The sequence below is a fragment of the Flagellimonas flava genome, assembly GCF_050617915.1.
GTDB classification, from domain to species: domain Bacteria; phylum Bacteroidota; class Bacteroidia; order Flavobacteriales; family Flavobacteriaceae; genus Flagellimonas; species Flagellimonas flava_A.
On record NZ_JBODQE010000001.1, the window covers coordinates 657,561 to 678,236 of the forward strand.

At 43.4% G+C, this 20,676-nt stretch carries 17 protein-coding genes; 13 read left to right on the plus strand and 4 right to left on the minus strand.

From position 1 onward, the window contains the following. The first annotated feature begins 178 nt into the window (after positions 1-178). From nagB to ACRHOZ_RS02875, 5 genes are read left to right on the plus strand one after another with little or no spacing between them, the layout of a single operon-like run. Complete coding sequence (nagB, locus tag ACRHOZ_RS02855; RefSeq protein ID WP_431122153.1) at positions 179-2,113, plus strand: glucosamine-6-phosphate deaminase; 1,935 nt, start codon at positions 179-181, stop codon at positions 2,111-2,113. A 51-nt stretch (positions 2,114-2,164) separates the two neighbouring features. Then, positions 2,165-3,661: a glycoside hydrolase family 10 protein gene (locus tag ACRHOZ_RS02860; RefSeq protein WP_431122155.1), complete on the plus strand. Its 1,497-nt coding sequence runs from the start codon at positions 2,165-2,167 to the stop codon at positions 3,659-3,661. Positions 3,662-3,687: 26 nt separating this feature from the next. Continuing rightward, positions 3,688-4,968, plus strand: coding sequence for an MFS transporter (locus ACRHOZ_RS02865; protein ID WP_431122157.1), 1,281 nt, complete (start codon positions 3,688-3,690; stop codon positions 4,966-4,968). Further along, entirely contained in the window at positions 4,961-6,574 is a 1,614-nt protein-coding gene (locus ACRHOZ_RS02870) for a glycoside hydrolase family 3 protein (RefSeq protein WP_431122160.1), read from the plus strand. The genes ACRHOZ_RS02865 and ACRHOZ_RS02870 overlap by 8 nt, the downstream gene beginning before the upstream one ends. 14 nt (positions 6,575-6,588) lie before the next feature. Continuing rightward, complete coding sequence (locus tag ACRHOZ_RS02875; protein ID WP_431122162.1) at positions 6,589-7,668, plus strand: anhydro-N-acetylmuramic acid kinase; 1,080 nt, start codon at positions 6,589-6,591, stop codon at positions 7,666-7,668. Here ACRHOZ_RS02875 and ACRHOZ_RS02880 read toward each other — a convergent pair. Continuing rightward, the gene (locus ACRHOZ_RS02880; RefSeq protein WP_431122165.1) at positions 7,665-8,876 is read right to left on the minus strand and encodes a multidrug effflux MFS transporter; all 1,212 of its coding nucleotides are present in this window, start codon (positions 8,874-8,876) and stop codon (positions 7,665-7,667) included. The genes ACRHOZ_RS02875 and ACRHOZ_RS02880 overlap by 4 nt on opposite strands. Before the next feature lie 185 nt (positions 8,877-9,061). Between ACRHOZ_RS02880 and ACRHOZ_RS02885 the strand changes: the two genes are divergently transcribed. Beyond that, the gene (locus tag ACRHOZ_RS02885) at positions 9,062-10,123 is read left to right on the plus strand and encodes a Gfo/Idh/MocA family protein (protein WP_431122168.1); all 1,062 of its coding nucleotides are present in this window, start codon (positions 9,062-9,064) and stop codon (positions 10,121-10,123) included. Positions 10,124-10,146: 23 nt separating this feature from the next. On the opposite strand, the gene ACRHOZ_RS02890 is transcribed toward ACRHOZ_RS02885, so the two are convergent. From ACRHOZ_RS02890 to ACRHOZ_RS02900, 3 genes are read right to left on the minus strand one after another with little or no spacing between them, the layout of a single operon-like run. Continuing rightward, on the minus strand, positions 10,147-11,688 hold the full coding sequence (locus ACRHOZ_RS02890) for an acyl-CoA carboxylase subunit beta (protein ID WP_431122171.1): 1,542 nt from the start codon (positions 11,686-11,688) through the stop codon (positions 10,147-10,149). 5 nt (positions 11,689-11,693) lie between these two features. Further along, a complete protein-coding gene (gene accC / locus ACRHOZ_RS02895) occupies positions 11,694-13,136 on the minus strand; it encodes an acetyl-CoA carboxylase biotin carboxylase subunit (protein WP_431122173.1) in 1,443 nt (480 codons plus the stop codon). Positions 13,137-13,144: 8 nt separating this feature from the next. After that, positions 13,145-13,645 (minus strand): acetyl-CoA carboxylase biotin carboxyl carrier protein subunit, encoded by a 501-nt coding sequence (locus ACRHOZ_RS02900; RefSeq protein ID WP_420400229.1) that lies wholly within the window; start codon positions 13,643-13,645, stop codon positions 13,145-13,147. Between the two features lie 178 nt (positions 13,646-13,823). On the opposite strand from ACRHOZ_RS02900, the gene udk reads away from it, so the two are divergent. From udk to ACRHOZ_RS02935, 7 genes are all read left to right on the plus strand, one after another. After that, a complete protein-coding gene (udk, locus tag ACRHOZ_RS02905) occupies positions 13,824-14,432 on the plus strand; it encodes a uridine kinase (protein WP_431122176.1) in 609 nt (202 codons plus the stop codon). A 1-nt stretch (position 14,433) separates the two neighbouring features. Next, complete coding sequence (locus ACRHOZ_RS02910) at positions 14,434-14,766, plus strand: FtsB family cell division protein (protein ID WP_420400231.1); 333 nt, start codon at positions 14,434-14,436, stop codon at positions 14,764-14,766. Continuing rightward, complete coding sequence (locus tag ACRHOZ_RS02915; RefSeq protein ID WP_431122179.1) at positions 14,759-16,156, plus strand: methylmalonyl-CoA mutase subunit beta; 1,398 nt, start codon at positions 14,759-14,761, stop codon at positions 16,154-16,156. The genes ACRHOZ_RS02910 and ACRHOZ_RS02915 overlap by 8 nt, the downstream gene beginning before the upstream one ends. Then, positions 16,149-18,224, plus strand: a complete 2,076-nt coding sequence (gene scpA / locus ACRHOZ_RS02920) for a methylmalonyl-CoA mutase (protein ID WP_431122182.1) — start codon at positions 16,149-16,151, stop codon at positions 18,222-18,224. The genes ACRHOZ_RS02915 and scpA overlap by 8 nt, the downstream gene beginning before the upstream one ends. 135 nt (positions 18,225-18,359) lie before the next feature. Then, complete coding sequence (locus ACRHOZ_RS02925; protein ID WP_420400234.1) at positions 18,360-19,133, plus strand: ParA family protein; 774 nt, start codon at positions 18,360-18,362, stop codon at positions 19,131-19,133. Further along, on the plus strand, positions 19,134-20,045 hold the full coding sequence (locus ACRHOZ_RS02930; RefSeq protein ID WP_431122186.1) for a ParB/RepB/Spo0J family partition protein: 912 nt from the start codon (positions 19,134-19,136) through the stop codon (positions 20,043-20,045). Continuing rightward, positions 20,038-20,676, plus strand: coding sequence for a DUF5683 domain-containing protein (locus tag ACRHOZ_RS02935; RefSeq protein WP_431122188.1), 639 nt, complete (start codon positions 20,038-20,040; stop codon positions 20,674-20,676). The genes ACRHOZ_RS02930 and ACRHOZ_RS02935 overlap by 8 nt, the downstream gene beginning before the upstream one ends.

Here is a 20,676-nt window from a genome sequence, read left to right on the forward strand (position 1 = left end):
GTAAAGAAAACAATCCCATTTTATGCTGTTTAATTCGAATTTAATGTTACTAAATGATTAAAAAAAGCAAAACATTGCAAATTACTTGCAAAAAACAGCAATTTTTGATTTTATTTTCTATTTTTGCAGTTCAAAACCAGCAAATAATAGTAACCAAGCACATCGAAAATCAGGTTTCATGGAAACAGCAACAGTAAAAAAGGGAAAAGTGGATATCTCGTATAAACCAGCAGGGCGATTTGAGGAAACCCGTTTTGAAAAAATTCACAACATCATCTTTGAAAATTCTGCGGATGGCTCCGCCGTGGTGGCCAAGGAAATTGCGGACTTGATCAAAGAAAAGCAGGCAAAGGGTAAAAATTGCGTGCTCGGATTGGCCACGGGCTCCTCTCCAATCAGTGTATACAGGGAATTGGTGCGAATGCACAATGAGGAAGGACTTAGTTTTTCCAATGTTATTTCCTTTAACCTGGATGAGTATTTGCCCATGGAAAAGGACAACAGACAGAGTTACCACTACTTTATGCATGAACACTTGTTCAATCATATCGACATAGACCCCAAAAACGTACATATCCCTAATGGCACGGTTACTGGCGATGCCATCATAGAGCATTGTTTGGATTATGAAAGAAAAATTAAGGAAGCTGGTGGATTGGATTTTCAGCTTCTGGGAATTGGGCGAACGGGCCATATCGGGTTTAACGAACCTGGTTCCCACCACAATTCTGCAACAAGGGTCATTACCCTGGATCATATTACCCGTGTAGATGCTGCACCTGCATTCTTGGGCATAGATAATGTTCCTCGAAGGGCCATTACCATGGGTATTGCCACGGTCATGAGTGCCAAAAGAATTGTTTTGCTCGGATGGGGACCAAACAAGGCAGATATCATCAAAAAAACCATAGAGGGCGAGATTTCCTCGCATGTTCCTGCCACCTACCTTCAAGAACACACCAACTGCACCTTTGTTTTGGATACCGGAGCGGCAAGTGAACTTACGCGTCACAAAACCCCATGGTTAGTGGATGAATCCCTCACATGGAACGAGCAATTGACCGCCAAAGCCATCGTTTGGTTATGCAGACAAACGGGAAAATCCATCTTGAGTTTGACCGATAAGGATTATAACGATAATGGAATGTCAGGTCTTCTAACCTCCCAAGATTCCTATGACCTAAATATTAAAATGTTCAACCGACTACAGCATACCATTACAGGATGGCCTGGAGGTAAACCGAATGCTGATGATACCAATAGACCTGAAAGGGCGCTACCGGAAAGCAAACGGGTCATCATTTTTAGCCCCCACCCTGATGACGATGTTATTTCCATGGGAGGTACTTTTGACCGATTGGTGCAACAAGGGCATGAGGTCCATATAGCATATCAGACTTCAGGGAACATTGCAGTTTCTGATACAGAAGCTTTGAAATTTGCAGAAATTGCCAAATCCATCAATCCTTCTGAGGAAGCCCAAACCATTATCGATTCCATAAAAGCGAAAAAAGAAGCTGATTTTGACCCTGTTGAAGTAAGAAAACTGAAAGGAAACATCAGGCGTGGTGAGTCTTTTGCTGCCACCCGTTACTTTGGATTGGATGATGCCAACGTGCACTTTTTAGATCTTCCCTTTTATGAAACCGGGGCTATCAAGAAAAATGATCTTTCGGATGCCGATGTGAAAATCATGGTAGACCTTATCAAAAGCATTAAACCGCATCAAATTTACGCTGCGGGTGACCTGGCCGACCCGCACGGTACGCACAAGACCTGTTTGGATGCCTTGTTTGCTGCCTTGGAAGAACTAAAGGAGGAATCCTACATGGATGATTGCTGGGTATGGCTGTACAGAGGTGCTTGGCACGAATGGGACACCCACGAAATTGAAATGGCGGTCCCCATGAGTCCTGACCAGGTGCTCCGTAAAAGATTGGCCATATTCTGTCACCAGTCACAAAAAGACGGGGTCATGTTCCAAGGTGATGATTCCCGCGAGTTCTGGATGAGAGCCGAAGAGCGCAATAAGGATACCGCAAGAAAATATAACCAACTGGGAATGGCAGAGTACGAAGCCATGGAAGGATTTGTACGGTACAATTTCAAATAATCCGTTTAAAAAGGCCTACTTTTATTGAAGAGTAGGCCTTTTTCTTTATCCATGCGCAACATTGCATATTTAATCTTCCCCGTTCTTTTCTTCTCCTGTTCTGTATTCAGAACCACAACAACCGCCCCAAAAACTGAATTTAGAGGGGTTTGGATCGCTACGGTAGCCAACATTGACTGGCCCAAAAACCCCAATGACAATACTGCCAAAAAGAAAGCGGATTTTATCCGTATTTTGGATTTCTACGAAGACCTTAACTTCAATGCCGCCATAGTTCAGATTCGGACAGCAGGAGATGCTTTATATCCCTCCCAACTTTCTCCATGGTCCAAATATTTAACAGGTGAACAAGGCAAGCCTCCAAAAGCATTTGAATATCCGTTGCAATGGATGATTGAGGAAACACATAAACGTGGAATGGAATTTCATGCTTGGTTGAATCCCTATCGTGCAACCGTAGATTTGGACACTCTTTCACTTTCCAATGAGCACGATTTTTACCAACATCCAGATTGGATGGTAAAGTATGGCAAGAAGTATTACTACAATCCTGGTCTACCCGAAGTAAGGGAGAAGTTCAATACAATTATTGCCGAGTTGGTTCAAAATTATCAGGTTGATGCCATTCATTTTGACGACTATTTCTATCCTTACAGAATCAAAGGAGAGGTCTTCAATGATTCCATCACCTACAAAAAATTTGGCCTTCCCAATCAAAATTTGGAGGATTGGAGGCGCAGCAATGTGGATTCCTTGGTTAAGAATGTCCACAGCACCATAAAAAAGCACAAACCCTGGGTACAATTTGGAATTAGTCCCTTTGGCGTTTGGAAAAACAGCGATACGGATCCCAAGGGTTCAAACACCAAAGCGGGACAGACTACTTATGAAGATCTTTACGCCGACCCGCTTCTTTGGACTGAAAAGGGCTGGCTGGATTATCTGGCTCCGCAAGTGTATTGGAGCATGGACTACCCTCTTGCATCACATCGGATTATTACCCAGTGGTGGGCCAACAACTCAAAAGGCTCCCATCTGTATGTTGGGAATGGCACCTACAAAATCAAAAACAATGCGGATAAAGCTTGGAAACGTAGAAACGAAATACCCAAACAACTTAATCTAGCCCGAAATCAGGATAAGATTGATGGCAACATTTTTTTTAGCGCCAAATCTTTAATCAGCAAACATGATAGGGTCGTAAACACCCTAAAGCGTAAATTTTATCCCTTACCTTCCCGCAATCCGGTTGGCTTGGTTAAAACCAAAAGGAAGATTTTGCAGCCATCCCTGGCATCCTATAAAAGGCACAACAAGACCGTGGAACTTTGCATTTCGCACAATGACTCCGTACCAAGATTCCTTAACCTCTATCGGTCCAAGAGTGGTTTTGAAAGGGAGGATGCCATCTTAAGCCAGAAAAAGTATTTATCCGAAGGGGAACAAAGTATATGTTTGGAAGCAAACAACATTAAAAGTCCCATGGGCATTAGCATATCCGACGCCTACGGAAATGAAAGTGAGGTTTTATTGATTCAAACACCATAAGTCGAAATCCAATGAAGTTAACTTAGATGAGCATTGCAAAGAAAGACAAAAGAGCCTGGGTCTGGGTACCCATCCTTTATTTTACACAGGGAATTCCCTATATCCTTATTGTAACGGTTTCGGTAATCATGTACAAGCGTTTGGGTGTGGGCAATGCAGAAATTGGACTATACACCAGCTGGCTCTATTTACCATGGGTATTAAAACCCATTTGGAGTCCTTTTGTGGATTTAAACGGCACCAAACGAAAATGGTTTTTAGCCATGCAACTGCTGGTCTCCTTGGCCTTTCTGGGCATAGGACTTTCGCTCCCCACCAATGCATTCTTTGTGATTTCCCTTGCATTTTTCTGGATGGCCGCGTTTGCTTCGGCAACCAATGACATCGCCTCGGACGGATATTATATGATAGGTCTCACCCAAAAAAAACAGTCCTTCTTTATCGGGATGCGAAGTACCTTTTATCGTTTGGCCATGGTGACAGGGCAAGGACTTCTGGTCATTTTTGCAGGCTTTCTGGAAAACCGGTATGGGGATAATACCAAAGCGTGGTCGCTCACCATGATTTGTGCAGCCGTTCTCATGCTTATTCTTACCATTTCCAATTTCTTTGCTGCACCCAAGTTTGAAACCGCTCCCAATCAAAACACAGACAAGCCCAACAATTTTTGGGAAGTATTTGCTTCGTTCTTCAGAAAAAAACAGATTGGCATCGCCTTGTTGTTTATACTAACCTATCGGTTGGGAGAATCGCAATTGGTAAAAATGGCCTCCCCTTTTCTTTTGGATGAAAAAGAAGTCGGTGGATTGGCTTATTCCACAGAGGCCGTAGGAACCATTTACGGAACCGTGGGAGTAATCATGCTTTCCTTGGGCGGGATCATTGGGGGAATATTAATTTCTAGGGATGGACTTAAAAAATGGATGCTCCCCATGCTATTATCCCTAAACCTGCCCAATATCCTCTATGCCATGCTGGCAATTACCAAAACCTCCAGTCTGGTTGCTGTGGTGGGAACTGTTGTGGTAGAGCAATTTGGTTATGGATTTGGGTTCGCTGCTTTTTTGATCTATCTCATCTATATTGCTGAAGGGGCTTCCAAAACCTCCCACTATGCCATAGCAACAGGTTTTATGGCCTTGGGGATGATGCTGCCTGGTATGTTGAGCGGTTATATACAAGAATGGCTGGGTTATGATGGATTCTTTGTTTGGGTAGTCATTGCAGCCTTACCCGCATTTTTGTTGCTCAAATTTTTAAAGTACCCTGCTGATTACGGAAAGAAAAGTACCATATCCCATGACTGATCTACTATCCAAATACGAAGAAGCCAAAAACCAACTCACCTTAAAGCAAAAAGTGGGTCAATTGTTTATGCCTGCAGCATTTATCAATGATACCGAAGAGGAGGTTCAAAAATTGGAGTATTTAATCAATACGTTGGACATTGGTGCCATATGTTTCTTCCATAGCAGGGCCAGTGCTGCGACAAATTTTGAAGGCAAAAAGAAAGTAGTTCACAACGAGAAGAGCTACAATCGTTTGTTGCAACTCATAGAGCGGTATCAAAAAGCGGCAAACATTCCTTTGCTTATTGCCATTGACGCTGAATGGGGGTTGGCCATGCGTATTGAAAACACGCCACAATATCCGTATGCCATTACCCTGGGAGCCGTTCAGGAACAACATAATTTGCTGTTTGATGTTGGAAAGCATATTGGTTTGGATTGTCTTAACGCTGGAGTGCATTGGAACCTCTCCCCAGTGGTCGACATTAACAACAATCCAGAAAATCCTGTCATAGGGTATCGATCCTTTGGCGATGATAAGGACAGTGTTACTTCGAAATCTTTAGCCTACATCCAAGGAATGTCCAGCGTCGGGGTTCTAAATTCCGTTAAACATTTTCCAGGGCATGGGGATACGGCAACGGATTCCCATTTGGGATTACCCGTTATCGACAAATCCAAGGAAGTCTTGATGGAAAACGAGCTTTTCCCTTTTATCAAGCACATTCAAGAAGGTGTTGATTCAGTTATGGTAGGACACCTGTCGATACCATCGCTGGACAAATCAGGGAATCCATCCACAACTTCTTATCCCATAATCACAGAACTTCTCAGAAACGAATTGGGCTTTGATGGAGTGATTATTTCCGATGCGCTGAACATGCATGCCGTTTCCAAACAATATACCGTAAAGGGAACCTTGGAGGCCGCCGCATTCAAGGCCGGAATGGATATGATGTGTTTTACAGAATATCCAACAGAGGGTATAGCCGAAATATTGAAATCTGCTACTACGAAACGCATAGAAGAAAGCTTCAAAAGGGTATGGAAACTGAAGGAAAAAGCTTTTTTGGAGCACCCTTTCAAACAGGCGCCAAATCCTATAACACCCGAGGAGTTAAATCGGAAGTTAGCCCGTTTTGCGTTGACGGAATGCTATGAAGATGCTAATGCGACACAAGCGCTAAAAGCTGGTCAATTTCTTAACCTTTCCATAGGTAGCCATGCTGAAAATTTGTTTTCCAAATCCATCGAAAACACTTTTGAAATACCATACCATCATGTGAAATCTGAAAACTTAACGGACATAAAGCAATTGGTAGCTTACAATGAAAATGTGGTCGTCGCCTTGTTTCCACCCGCTGTTAAACCCAAGGGGGCATTTGGATTTGAAACTGCCATACTGGAATTTATCCATGAATTAATTTCCCAGAAAAATGTCCTGATTTATCTGTTCGGAAATCCATATGTGAGCAATATTCTAGGATTGGAGGCAAATTCAAACCTAGTGATTGCCTATCAAGATTTTAAAGTGTTCCAAGAGGTGGCCTTTGAACATTTCCAAGATAAATTTGAAGCTAAAGGGAAGCCTCCTTTTCAGATGAAATCCGCTTCTCCCCACTAGTCAAAAACATCCATATGAAGAAGTATCAGGTTTTAGGATTAATGTCGGGCACTTCCCTAGATGGGTTGGACTTGGCCTTTTGCCATCTATGGGAAGGTGCGAAGGGATGGGAATTTTCGTTGGAAAAAACAAAGGATGTTTCCTATGACCCCCAATTAAGGGACCAACTAAAGAATGCCATCCATCTTTCCGAGCAGGATCATGAGCAATTACACAAAGACTATGGTATTTGGCTGGGAAAACAGGCCTTGGAGTTCTTAAAAAAGCATGATTTAGATGCTGATTTTATTGCCAGTCATGGGCATACTTCACACCATAGACCTGATGAGGGCTATACCTTTCAGCTGGGAGATGGACAGTTGCTTGCCAATAATTCAAAAAAGAAGGTCATCTGTGATTTCAGGACCAAAGATGTTTCTCTGGGTGGTCAAGGTGCACCCCTGGTACCCATAGGAGACCGATTGCTGTTTCACGAATATGATTTTTGCCTGAATCTGGGAGGAATCAGTAATATGTCTTTTGAAAAAGATGGTCAACGAATAGCCTATGATATTGGCCTGGCCAACATGCCCTTGAACTTTATCACTGCGAAGTTGGGAATGGCGTATGATGAAGATGGAAAGTTGGCCCGATCGGGAAATTTGGATAATCAGTTATTGGAGCAATTGAACGCATTGTCCTATTACCAGCTTCCCCATCCAAAATCCACGGGCTATGAATGGTTCACTGAGGAAATCGTTCCCTTAATTGAATCCTCAAAGGCAAGCCATGCCGATTTGTTGCACACCATCATCCATCACAACTGCGAACAAATTGCTTTGGAAGCACAAAAACATGCCACTGGGCCAAAGCAAAAAATGCTCGTTACTGGCGGGGGAGCCTTAAATAGTTTCTTTAAAGAAACCTTGCAAGAAAAGTTGGGACAAACCATTGAAGTTAATACACCGTCTCCAACGCTCATTGCTTATAAAGAAGCACTCGTATTCGCCCTAATGGGTGTTCTTAAAGAACAGGGTAAAACCAATGTGTTAAGTTCCGTTACCGGAGCACAGAAAGATTCCTGCAGTGGTGAAGTTTTCTACCCGAAAGCTTAGTTGGTCAAGGCCACTCGCCTGCGTTTTCTGGTGGAAATGACAAGAAGCAAGGATGCAATCCCACAAATTGCCAACCCTGCGAAAAGGGGCCAAACACTATCAGCAATGAAATCCCCGATAAAAGTTGCAATTGGAATGGCCAGCAGGGTGGATACAAAACCATTGATGGCAGCTCCAATCCCAGCAATGTGCCCAATGGGTTCCATGGCGATGGAACGATAATTTCCCCACATAAAACCAAGGCAAAAAAACTGAATGGAAAGGAATCCCACCAAAATGTAGATATTGGGATTGGGTGTTCCCCAAAACAGCAATACATAAAGAATGGCTATCCCACAAAATACCGCAAGGGCCAAGACAGACAGTTTTCGCATACCATAGCGCATTACCAAAGTACCGTTCATAAAGGTGGACAAGCCAATGGAAATAGCCAAACCAGCAAATATGTATGGAAAGGCCTCCTTGAGGTCGTATTGATTCTCAAAAATGTGTTGGGAAGAACTTAAATACACCAAAAACGCTCCAGTGACCAAGCCTGAGATGAAGGTAAAGATAACAGTATCCCTGTATTTAAAGAATTCACGAACCCCATCTACAAACACGTGACGCGTAAATGGAATTTTGTATTCCGGTTTCAGTGTTTCCGGCTGCCTTTTCCAAAACCACAGGGCCACCACAAGGGCAAAAAAGAGCTGTATGTAAAAAATGGCCTCCCATCCAAAAGCGTCCAAAATGAGTTTTCCTATAGCTGGTGCGATTACTGGAATCAAAATAAAAAAAGCGACGACAAACGACATTATCTTGGCCATGTAATCCCCTTTATACGTATCCCTAATAATAGAAATGGCCAAAGTTCGGGGTGCCGATAGTCCAATACCTTGTAAAATTCTTCCTAAAACCATCACCTCCAAAGAAGGAGCCCAAACACAGATTACACTGGCTATGGCAAACAAAACAAATCCCAAGTAAACCACGGGTTTTCTGCCATAGCAATCCGAAAGAGGGCCAAAAATCAGCTGTCCAACCCCAAGTCCCAAAAAAATCATGGTTACCAACAGTTGGTTATCTGTTGAACTGTAGCTATGAATAGCCTCACCAATGTTTGAGATAGCAGGTAAAAGGGCATCAATGGCCAAGGCCACAATGGACATCAAGGCGGCCATCATGGCTATGAATTCGAAGTTAGGTTTTTGGGTCTCTTTTTGCATTTCGCAAAATTAGGCATCCCCAAGAAATCAATGAAGTATTTATGATAGTATTAATGTTATGATTGATAGTCAAAAGTTATGGTTTCACAATCCCTGATTTATCAACCGAAAATCTAACATTTTGCCTGCTCTGGTAGTCCCGAAAACAGCAGGCGAATGCCTATATTTGATTAAACTACAGGGTGATGGATACATTGAAAACATTGGTAGTGGGCTGTGGCAATATGGGAACCTCCCATGCCCGTGCCTATCATAAATTGGAAGGGTTTGAAATTGTTGGACTGGTAAGTAGAGGAGCTAAAAGTCGGGAACGGTTATCCCAAGAATTAAATGGAATTCCCACATTTTCCGATTATGACCAAGCACTTGCCCAGACAAAACCGGACGTGGTTTCCATCAATACCTACCCAGATACTCATTTTGATTACGTGAAGAAGGCATTGCAAGCCTACTCCCATGTATTTGTGGAAAAGCCCCTTGCCCTTACGGTGAAAGAGGCACAGGGTTTGGTGGAACTGGCACAAAAGCAAAAGAAGAAGATGGTAGTAGGGTACATTCTTCGTGTTCATCCAACCTGGACCCAATTTGTACAAATGGCTCAAACCCTGGGCAAACCGTTGGTGATGCGAATGAACCTAAATCAGCAAAGTGCGGGGGAGCAATGGTACACCCACAAACAATTAATGCAATCCATGTCTCCCATTGTGGACTGCGGTGTGCATTATGTGGACATCATGTGTTCAATGACCCGATCCAATCCCGTAAGTGTTTCCGCTATTGGTGCTCGTTTGTCCGGTGAGGTTGATGACCTAATGTACAATTACGGACAGTTGCAAGTACGTTTTGAAGATGGCTCCGTAGGATGGTACGAAGCAGGTTGGGGACCTATGATGAGTGAGAATGCCTTTTTTATCAAGGATGTAATCGGGCCAAAGGGTTGTGTTTCCATCAGTGATGCAGATAAGGGAGCCTCCGAAGATATTGAAGGGCATACAAAAACGGGAAGTTTAAAACTACATCACAGTACTTTGGACTCGGATGGTCACTTTGCCAAAAAAGACGAGATAATAAACACCGCGGATGAACCTGACCATGACCAACTTTGTCTTCTTGAACAAGAATACTTGTTGGACGCCATCACGAACGACCGTGACCTTACCGACCATTTGAAGGATGCGGTCAACAGTTTAAAAATTGTTTTGGCCGCTGATGAATCTGTAAAAACGGGTAAAACCGTTAATTTATAATCTCGCCCAGTTTATTCCTTGGATCACAATGGAATATTACCATGCTTCTTTTTTGGGACAGTCACCTCCTTTTTCTCAAGCATCGCATAAGCCTTCAACAATTTTCGCCTGGTGTTTTTGGGTAGGATTATTTCATCTATAAATCCTCTGCGTGCTGCCCTATATGGGTTGGCAAACTTGTCCGCATATTCCGCTTCTTTCTCCTTCAACTTGGCCTCTGGGTCATCAGCTGCAGCAATCTCCCTCCTAAAAATTATCTCACTGGCCCCCTTGGCACCCATTACAGCAATTTCGGCGGTGGGCCATGCAAAATTAAAATCAGCTCCGATGTGTTTAGAGTTCATCACATCATAGGCACCGCCGTAGGCCTTACGGGTAATTACGGTAACCCGAGGCACCGTAGCCTCACTCAGTGCATAAAGAAGCTTGGCACCGTGCATGATAATTCCCGACCATTCCTGATCCGTTCCCGGTAAAAATCCAGGAACATCCACCAAAACCAACAACGGAATATTGAAAGCATCACAAAAACGGGTAAACCGGGCAGCCTTTCGGGAGCTTTTTACACCAAGAACTCCAGCTAAAAACATAGGTTGATTGGCAATAATTCCAATACTCCTACCCCCCAATCTGGCAAAACCCACAATAATATTCTCCGCATAATCCTTATGGATTTCATAGAACGAATCGTGGTCAATAATACCATTGATCACATCGTGCATATCGTAAGGTTTGTTGGGGTTGTCGGGAACAATGTTCGAAAGTTCTTCCCGTACTTCTTCTCCCAACTCATAATCCAACTTCTTTGTGGTTTCCTTATTATTTTGAGGTAGATACTCCAACAGTTTCCGAATGTCATCCAAGCAGGAAGCATCATTGGACGATGTTTTATGTGCCACACCAGATTTAACCGCATGGGTAGTGGCACCTCCCAATTCTTCCGAAGTTACCTCCTCATTGGTCACGGTTTTGACCACGTTTGGCCCAGTTACAAACATATAGCTGGTTTCTTCCACCATCACAATGAAATCCGTCATGGCGGGGGAATACACCGCACCTCCCGCACAGGGGCCCATCACCGCCGAAATTTGAGGTATAACCCCAGAAGCCTGAACATTCCTGTAGAAAATATCCGCATAGCCTCCCAACGACCGAACCCCTTCCTGGATTCTTGCGCCTCCTGAATCGTTCAATCCTATAATGGGTGCACCCACCTTCATCGCCAAATCCATCACTTTACAGATTTTCTCTGCATGGGTCTCCGATAAGGCTCCACCAAAAACCGTAAAATCCTGGGCATACACATAGACCAATCTGCCGTGAACGGTTCCATAGCCAGTGACTACCCCATCGCCATAATATTGCTCCTTGTCCATACCAAAATCGGTAGTCCGATGCGTCACCAAAATGCCCATCTCCTCAAAAGAGCCTTCGTCAAGTAAGTAGTGGATACGTTCCCTAGCGGTTAGTTTTTTCTTTTGATGTTGTTTTTCGATACGTTTTTCCCCACCGCCTAAATGGGCTTCGGCCAGCTTATCGTTTAGCGTTTTTATCTTGGAATCCATATGCTTTAGTTTGTAGGTAGTTGAACAATTTTTTGATCATCTAGAAATTGGCGCAAAGCCATTATCGCAGCCATTTCTGCTTCCTTGGATTTTCGTTCCAAAATCAATTCGGGAGAATAATGATCCTTTACAAAATGGGTGTCAAAATTCCCAGAACGGAACGCCTCATGCTCCATAACAAAGGCTCCAAACGGCAAGGTGGTTTGCACCCCTTGGACTTTGTAATCCCGTATGGCCTCCAACATCAGTTCTATGGATTCCTCCCTGGTTTTACCGTAGGTAATCAACTTGGAAAGCATAGGGTCGTAGTATATGGGAATGTCCATACCTTCCTCAAAACCGTTGTCCACCCGAATGCCCTCACCAACCGGCAATTGATAGGTTTCCAAGGTTCCCACACTAGGTAAGAAATCGTTCAGGGGATCTTCGGCGTAAACCCTTAGTTCCATGGCATGTCCCTGAATTTTCAAATCCTCCTGTTTCATCGGCAATGCTTCTCCCCTAGCCACTTTTATCTGCAGCTCCACAAGGTCAACTCCCGAAATAAGCTCCGTTACCGGATGCTCCACTTGCAATCGGGTGTTCATTTCCAAGAAATAGAAATTAAGGTCGGCATCCATTAAAAACTCCACGGTACCGGCGCCAATATAATCGCAAGCTTTAGCCACTTTCGTAGCCGCCACGCCCATGGCTTCCCTAAGTTCTGGGGTCAAAATGGACGAAGGTGCCTCTTCAACCACCTTTTGGTGCCGCCTTTGAATACTACATTCCCGTTCAAAAAAATGAAGCACATTCCCGTGGGTATCTGCCATAACCTGAATTTCGATATGGCGAGGGGAAGTGACATATTTCTCCACAAAAACAGAACCGTCGCCAAAAGCAGAAGTAGCCTCACTAATGGCCCTTTCCATTCCCGATTTCAAATCTTCTTCCTTTTCAATGATACGCATTCCTTTACCTCCCCCACCTGCAGAAGCCTTGATCAGAACGGGGTATCCAATTTCATTGGCAATTTCCTGGGCCTTTGCCACATCGGTAATGGCTTCATCAATGCCCGGAACCATAGGAATATTGTAAGCCTTGACTGCCTCCTTGGCCGCAAGTTTGCTTCCCATGATGCGTATAGCCTTCGATTTAGGGCCGATAAACGTAATTCCGTTTTGTTCCACGGCCTCTGCAAAATCTGCATTTTCACTTAGGAATCCATATCCTGGATGTATGCCATCCACATGGCGCTCTTTGGCCACAGCAATGATTTTGTCTCCCAACAAATAGGATTGGTTGGAAGGCGCTTCCCCAATACAAACGGCCTCATCTGCAAACCTTACATGGGGTGCATTTCTATCGGCCGTGGAAAAGACTGCCACAGTGCGTATTCCCATTTTTTTGGCGGTCCGCATTACCCTAAGGGCAATCTCGCCCCTATTGGCAACTAGTATTTTTTTCATATCAAGAATTATTCAAATTCTACAAGCAATTGTTGTTTCTCTACGGCATCCCCAACTTTAACGGCTATTTTTTTAATGACCCCTTTTCGTGGCGAAGTAATTATATTTTCCATTTTCATGGCTTCCAAAACTACCAACTGGTCATCCTCAGCCACTTCCTGTCCTTCTTCAATCGATATATCCAAAATCAACCCCGGCATGGGTGCTGCTATGGAGTTGATACTTTTGGCACCGTTGGAGGCAAATCCCATTTTTTGGATAAGCTTGTCCAGTGGGGTCTGAATTTCCGCTTGATATTCGGTACCGTTCACCTTAACGGTATACAGTCGCTGATTCCCGTTGGTCTTGGGAATCTCAATATGATAAGAGATGCCATCCTTCAAAATATGAAAAGCGCCATCCCCCGTTTTTAGGGAATCCATAGAAGAAATTTCATCTTTGGATAACTGAAATTCAAGGTCTCCATCGACCTTGACTGTAAAGGAATTGTCCATAAAGAATGTGCTCATGGGTTGTCAATATAAATATAAGATTAAAGCGGTATTTCAAGGCAAAGCTATGGTTAATTCCTTTCTGGAATCATGACAATAATCATTCATGGAATGGCAAAAAGAAGCTAACTATGCAGTTGCAATGACAGATTGAGAAATGTATCAAATGCTTACTTTTGGGGTTAAAATTATCATTATGCTGATCTTGGGAATTGCCGGGGGCACCGGTTGCGGTAAAACCACAGTGGTTAATCAAATTGTTGAGGAACTACCCGACAATGAAGTGGGTGTTATTTCACAGGATTCTTACTATAATGACCTCTCCCATTTGACTAAGAAAGAACGCGGTCAAATCAACTTTGATCATCCCAACTCCATAGATTTTGAATTGTTGATTTCCCACTTACAGCAACTAAGGGAAGGTAAATCCATTCGTAAACCCATTTATTCGTTTGTGGAGGAAACCCGTTTGGAAGATACCATTCTGACCCATCCAAGAAAGGTGATGATCGTGGAAGGAATTTTGGTATTGAGCAATCCGCTGTTGCGTGAAATGTTTGATATCAAAATATACGTCCATGCCGATTCCGATGAGCGTTTGATTCGGAGGTTACAACGGGATATTAGAGAAAGAGGACATGATCTGGACAAGGTTCTAACGCGTTACCAGACGGCCGTAAAACCCATGCACCAACAGTTTATAGAACCTTCAAAGGAATTTGCGGACATCATCATCCCAAACAACCACTATAATACGGTGGCGGTAGATATGGTTCGCACCATTATTAATGAAAGATTAGGCTAATATGCTGATTCACGATCTGTACAACAAGAAGTGGTTCAAATTTATGCGGAACATTTATGTTCTGGTCCTGACAGCATTTGCCATCTGGATGATTTTCTTTGATGCCAATTCCTTGCTAATTCATCGGGAATTGAACCAGGAAATTAAAAAGTTGGAAAAACAAAAGGAATTTTTGGAAGGTGAAATTGAACATGACAAGCTCATTCTGGACAAACTTTCCGACCAAGAGGAATTAGAGAAATTTGCTCGTGAAAAATACTATATGAAGAAGGAAAACGAGGAGATTTTTCTTATAGAATACGAGGATAGTCTTAAGACCAAAAAAAATGAATAGTCCCAATTTATTTAATGAATTCCCTCAAGTGTCTTCCAAACAATGGAAGCAAAAAATCCAGTATGATCTAAAGGGTGCGGATTATAATGAAACTTTGGTTTGGGAATCTTTGGAGGGTATCAAGGTCAAACCTTATTACCATTCTGAAGATTTGGAAAACCTAAAATCGTTTCAACAAAAAGGGTCTTCGGAATGGAAGATCGGGCAACCCATATATGCAGGAAATTTTTCCCTGGCCAACAAAAAAGCCATAGACAGCTTGGAGCGGGGCGCAGAAAGCCTTGTTTTCACCATTCCAGATCAGGATTTGGATATAGCCACTTTGTTTCGAGGTATTGATTTATCAAAATATCCGTTGCATTTAAACTTTGAAACCCTTGATAAAAATGTCATACAAGAGTTCCTGGAATTTCTGAAAGGAAATTCCACCTCTGTCTTCTTCCACTTAGACTTAATTGGCCATTTGGGGAAAACCGGAAATTGGTACCAAAATTTGGAAAAGGACCACCAAATACTGGAAGATATCCATGCCATGGTATCCAAGTTTGGCAACTTTAGTGTTTTAAGTGTAGCTATTTCCCATTATCAAAACTCGGGGGCGAACATGGTGCAGCAATTGGCCTATGGTCTTGCCCATGCCAACGAGTATCTCAATCATTTTTCCAATACCGCTTCAACCTCATTGAAGAACGTATTCCCCATCACTTTTAAAGTTTCCGTGGGAAGCAACTACTTCTTCGAAATTGCAAAGCTAAGAGCCTTACGATGGTTGTGGCGGACGCTGGCCAAAAGCTACGGTATAACATCGGATTGCCATATTTTGGCATTTCCCACGCAACGCAATAAAACCCTATATGATTACAATGTAAATATGCTTCGTAGCACATCGGAATGTATGTCCGCTGTCTTGGGTGGTGCAGATACCGTGCATAACCAAGCTTACGATGCCATTTATCATAAAGACAATGAATTTGGGGACAGAATAGCTAGGAACCAACTCCTGCTTTTAAAGGATGAAAGCTATTTTGGCAATGGGGCCAAAGCGGCAGGTGGCACCTATTATGTTGAGTCGCTTACCCAACAGCTGGCAGAAAAAGCTCTGGTATTGTTCAAACAAATTGAAAGTTCAGGGGGATTTTTAAACGAGCTGAAAAAGGGCAACATACAGCGAAAAATCAAGGAAAGTGCCGACAAGGAACAAGGCTTGTTCAACGACGGGAACATCGTGCTTTTAGGAACCAATAAATTCCAAAATTCACAGGACAGAATGAAGGATGATATGGAACTCTACCCTTTTGTAAAAACCCAAGCCCGAAAGACGTTGATTGAGCCGATTATAGCAAGGAGGCTGGCGGAGCAGATGGAAATAAAACGATTGGACGATGAGTAGAAAAGACGTTTCCCAACTTGAATTAGTGGATGTAAAACATCCAGAAACCGATACAGCTGCCCAACAGAATTTTGATTTTGCGGCGGGCATCCCTCCCTTCCTACGGGGACCATATTCCACCATGTACGTACGTAGACCATGGACCATTCGCCAATACGCTGGATTCTCCACAGCTGAGGAAAGCAATGCGTTTTATAGAAGGAATTTGGAAGCAGGTCAAAAAGGGCTTTCGGTTGCGTTTGACCTCCCCACGCACCGAGGCTATGATAGCGATAACGATCGTGTGGTAGGCGATGTGGGCAAAGCAGGGGTTGCCATTGACAGCGTTGAGGATATGAAGGTACTTTTTGATGGAATTCCCTTGGATAAAATGTCGGTATCCATGACAATGAACGGAGCTGTTATTCCAATTATGGCATTTTACATTGTCGCTGCCTTGGAACAGGGAGTATCCATGGAGCAGCTTTCCGGGACCATACAAAACGACATCCTCAAGGAGTTCATGGTGCGGAACACCTATATCTACCCTCCTGCTCCATCCATGCAATTGGTGGCCGATATTTTTGAGTTCACCAGTCAAAACATGCCCCGATTTAACAGTATTAGTATTTCCGGGTACCATATGCACGAAGCAGGAGCACCAGCAGCCATGGAGTTGGCGTACACCTTATCGGATGGTATCGAATATATCCGCACCGGAATAAAGGCTGGGCTAAAAATCGATGATTTTGCCCCGCGATTGTCTTTTTTCTGGGGGATTGGGATGAACCATTTCACGGAAATCGCCAAAATGCGGGCTGGACGTATGCTCTGGGCTAAATTGGTCAAGGATTTCAATCCGAAAAATGAAAAATCCCTGATGCTTCGAACCCATAGTCAGACCAGTGGCTGGAGTTTGACCGAGCAAGATCCCTTCAACAATGTGGCACGTACCACCATTGAAGCCATGGCAGCAGCGTTTGGAGGCACACAAAGTCTACATACCAATGCCTTGGATGAAGCCATAGCACTACCCACGGATTTTTCAGCAAGGATAGCCAGAAACACGCAGATATATCTGCAGCAAGAAACGCATATCACCAAAACTGTAGATCCCTGGGCCGGAAGCCATGTGGTTGAAAAGTTGACCCATGAAATCGCTTCAGAAGCTTGGGAACTGATACAAGAAGTGGAAAAATTAGGTGGCATGACCAAGGCCATAGAAGCTGGGATACCCAAAATGCGGATTGAGGAAGCAGCTGCCAAAAAACAAGCTCGAATAGATAGCGGACAGGATGTCATCATCGGAGTGAACAAATATCAGCTCGAAAATGAGGATGACCTCCAAATTTTGGAAGTGGACAATGATAAGGTAAGGAAACAACAGCTTGCCCAATTGCAACAACTAAGGTCAGCACGAAAAGAAGAAGAGGTTAAACTGGCTCTAGAGCGTATTTCAATAGCATCGGAAAAAGCCATGCAAAATGAAAGTGATCGAGAAAATTTGCTAGCTTTAGCCGTAGAAGCTGCCAAAGCAAGGGCCACCCTGGGAGAAATAAGTGATGCCATGGAAAAGGCCTTTGGGCGCTATCGAGCAAAAATCCAATCCTTTACAGGCGTGTATTCCAAAGAGATCAAAAACGACGAAAGCTTTGAGCGGGCCAAGCAAATGGCCGATGACTTTGCTTTGGAAGAAGGTCGTAGACCCAGAATCATGGTGGCCAAAATAGGGCAGGATGGCCATGATCGTGGAGCCAAGGTGGTGGCAACAGGTTATGCAGACCTCGGCTTTGACGTGGATATTGGACCCCTCTTCCAAACACCTACCGAAGTTGCCAAACAGGCCGTTGAAAATGATGTCCATGTCCTAGGGATTTCCTCCTTGGCAGGAGGCCATAAAACCTTGGTGCCTGAAGTGGTCAAAGAACTTAAAAATCATGGCAGGGAAGACATTATGGTTATTGTGGGTGGTGTTATCCCCAAACAAGATTACGACCACCTAATGAAACATGGGGCCGTAGCCGTGTTTGGACCCGGTACCAAAATCAGCGATGCGGCTATTGAAATCCTAAAGATTTTAATAGGATAATACCCCTTAACTTATTAGAAATTAAAACTTTAACTTTCTTTAACGCAAGATGTTAAGGTTATTCACCTTCTGTTAACAAAATACATTTTTTAGCGTCTTAAATAATCGTATTTTTAGCACCTAACTTACTATGAAATGGGCAAGATAATTGCTATTGCAAATCAGAAGGGCGGTGTTGGAAAAACAACTACTACGGTAAACCTTGCAGCCTCACTTGGTGTACTGGAAAAAAAGGTGTTGTTGATTGATGCGGACCCTCAGGCCAATGCCACCTCAGGCTTGGGAATTGATGTTGATGGGGTTGAACAGGGAACATATCAGTTATTGGAGCACACCCTAGGTGTAGATGATGTAATTGTCCAAACGGATTCCCCAAATGTGGATCTAATTCCTGCACACATAGACCTTGTGGCCATCGAAATTGAATTGGTGGACAAGGACAACAGGGAGTATATGCTAAAAGAAGCCCTTAGGGATTTGGGTGACCGATACGATTTTGTACTTATAGACTGTGCGCCATCTTTGGGATTGTTAACGCTTAATGCACTTACAGCGGCTGATTCCGTAATGATTCCAATCCAATGTGAATATTTTGCCTTGGAAGGACTTGGAAAGCTATTGAACACTGTAAAAAGTGTACAAAAAATACACAACAACGACCTGGATATAGAGGGCATGCTCCTAACCATGTATGACTCTCGATTAAGGCTTTCCAACCAAGTGGTTGAGGAAGTAAAGAAACACTTTGCGGATATGGTTTTTGACACCATTATCCAAAGAAACGTTAGGCTAAGTGAAGCCCCAAGCTATGGTGAAAGCATCATCAAATACGATGCAAGTAGCAAGGGGGCAACCAATTACTTGAACTTGGCCAATGAGATATTGAAGAAAAACAAGGAGAAAGTTTAAATGGCGAAAGCAACCAAAAAGCAGGCTTTGGGAAGAGGCCTGTCCGCTCTATTGAAGGATCCGGAGAACGACATTCAATCCGTTTCCGATAAAAATGCGGACAAGGTTATTGGTAATGTAGTTGAATTGGAAATTGAATCCATAGAGGTTAATCCCTTTCAGCCGCGTTCCAACTTCAATGATGAGACCTTAAAAGAATTGGCCAGTTCCATCAGGGAATTGGGAATTATACAACCTATTACGGTACGTAAGTTGGATTTCAATAAATTCCAACTGGTTTCAGGGGAACGTCGTTTCCGCGCCTCCAAAATGGTGGGCTTGGAGACCATTCCCGCTTACATCCGGATTGCCAATGACCAGGAATCATTGGAAATGGCCTTGGTAGAGAACATCCAACGCCAAGATTTGGATCCTATCGAGATTGCACTGTCCTACCAACGCTTAATCGATGAAATCCAGGTGACCCAGGAAAAGTTGAGTGATCGGGTGGGAAAAAAACGTTCCACCATTACCAATTATCTTCGGCTGCTAAAATTGCATCCCATCATTCAAACCGGTATGCGGGATGGGTTTGTAAGCATGGGTCACGGGAGGGCACTCATCAATATCGACAAGAAAAAGGACCAAATCAATATTTACGAAAAAATCGTATCCGATGGCTTATCCGTTCGGGAAACAGAGCGTCTGGTCAAATCCTATAAGGAATCCAAAGACGGGATCGATTCTGTAAAGAAAACCGGTGATTCAAAGGAAGTACCCAATTATGTGACCAAAGGAATTGATGCCTTGAAATCCCACCTTTCCACCAAAGTAGACATCAGTACCTCGGCCAATGGAAAAGGAAAAATTGTAATTCCTTTCCATTCCAAAGAAGAATTCCAGCGTTTAAAAAAATTATTGATTGGTGATTAAAAACCTGCTATTTTTTGGCACTTGCCTGTTTTTTGTCAGCTTTTCCCATGCCCAGGATGATCAGCCCCAAGAGCATCCCTCGGAAATTGATTCCTTGGCACAAGACCTTGAAGGTAAAGGTATTACTATAGAGGAGGTGACCTATGAAAAAAGAAAAATAAATCCGTTGGCACCAAGTAAGGCTGCCTTTTTTTCTGCCATAGTACCCGGTTTGGGCCAGATTTACAACAAAAGGTATTGGAAAGCCCCCATAGTGTGGGGTGCCATTGGTACTGGAGTCTATGTGTATTCCTTTAACAATACAGAATACAATCGCGCGCGAGATGCTTTTAAAAGAAGACGTGCGGGCTTGGAAGACGAGTTTTTTGACATTACAGGTGATGGGGAAGGGCCCGATTTCTCTTTGGAAGCCTTACAAGATGCCCAAGAGCGTGCACAACGAGATCGGGATCTGGCCTTGTTGATTACCATTGCCATGTATGCCCTAAACATTATTGATGCCAATGTAGACGCCCATTTGAAACAATATAATGTGGATGAGAACCTGGCCATCGACTTTAAACCTTACTTGGATCTTAACCCCCTGACCAACGACCCCAATTATGGCATGGCTCTGGTCATAAAATTCTGA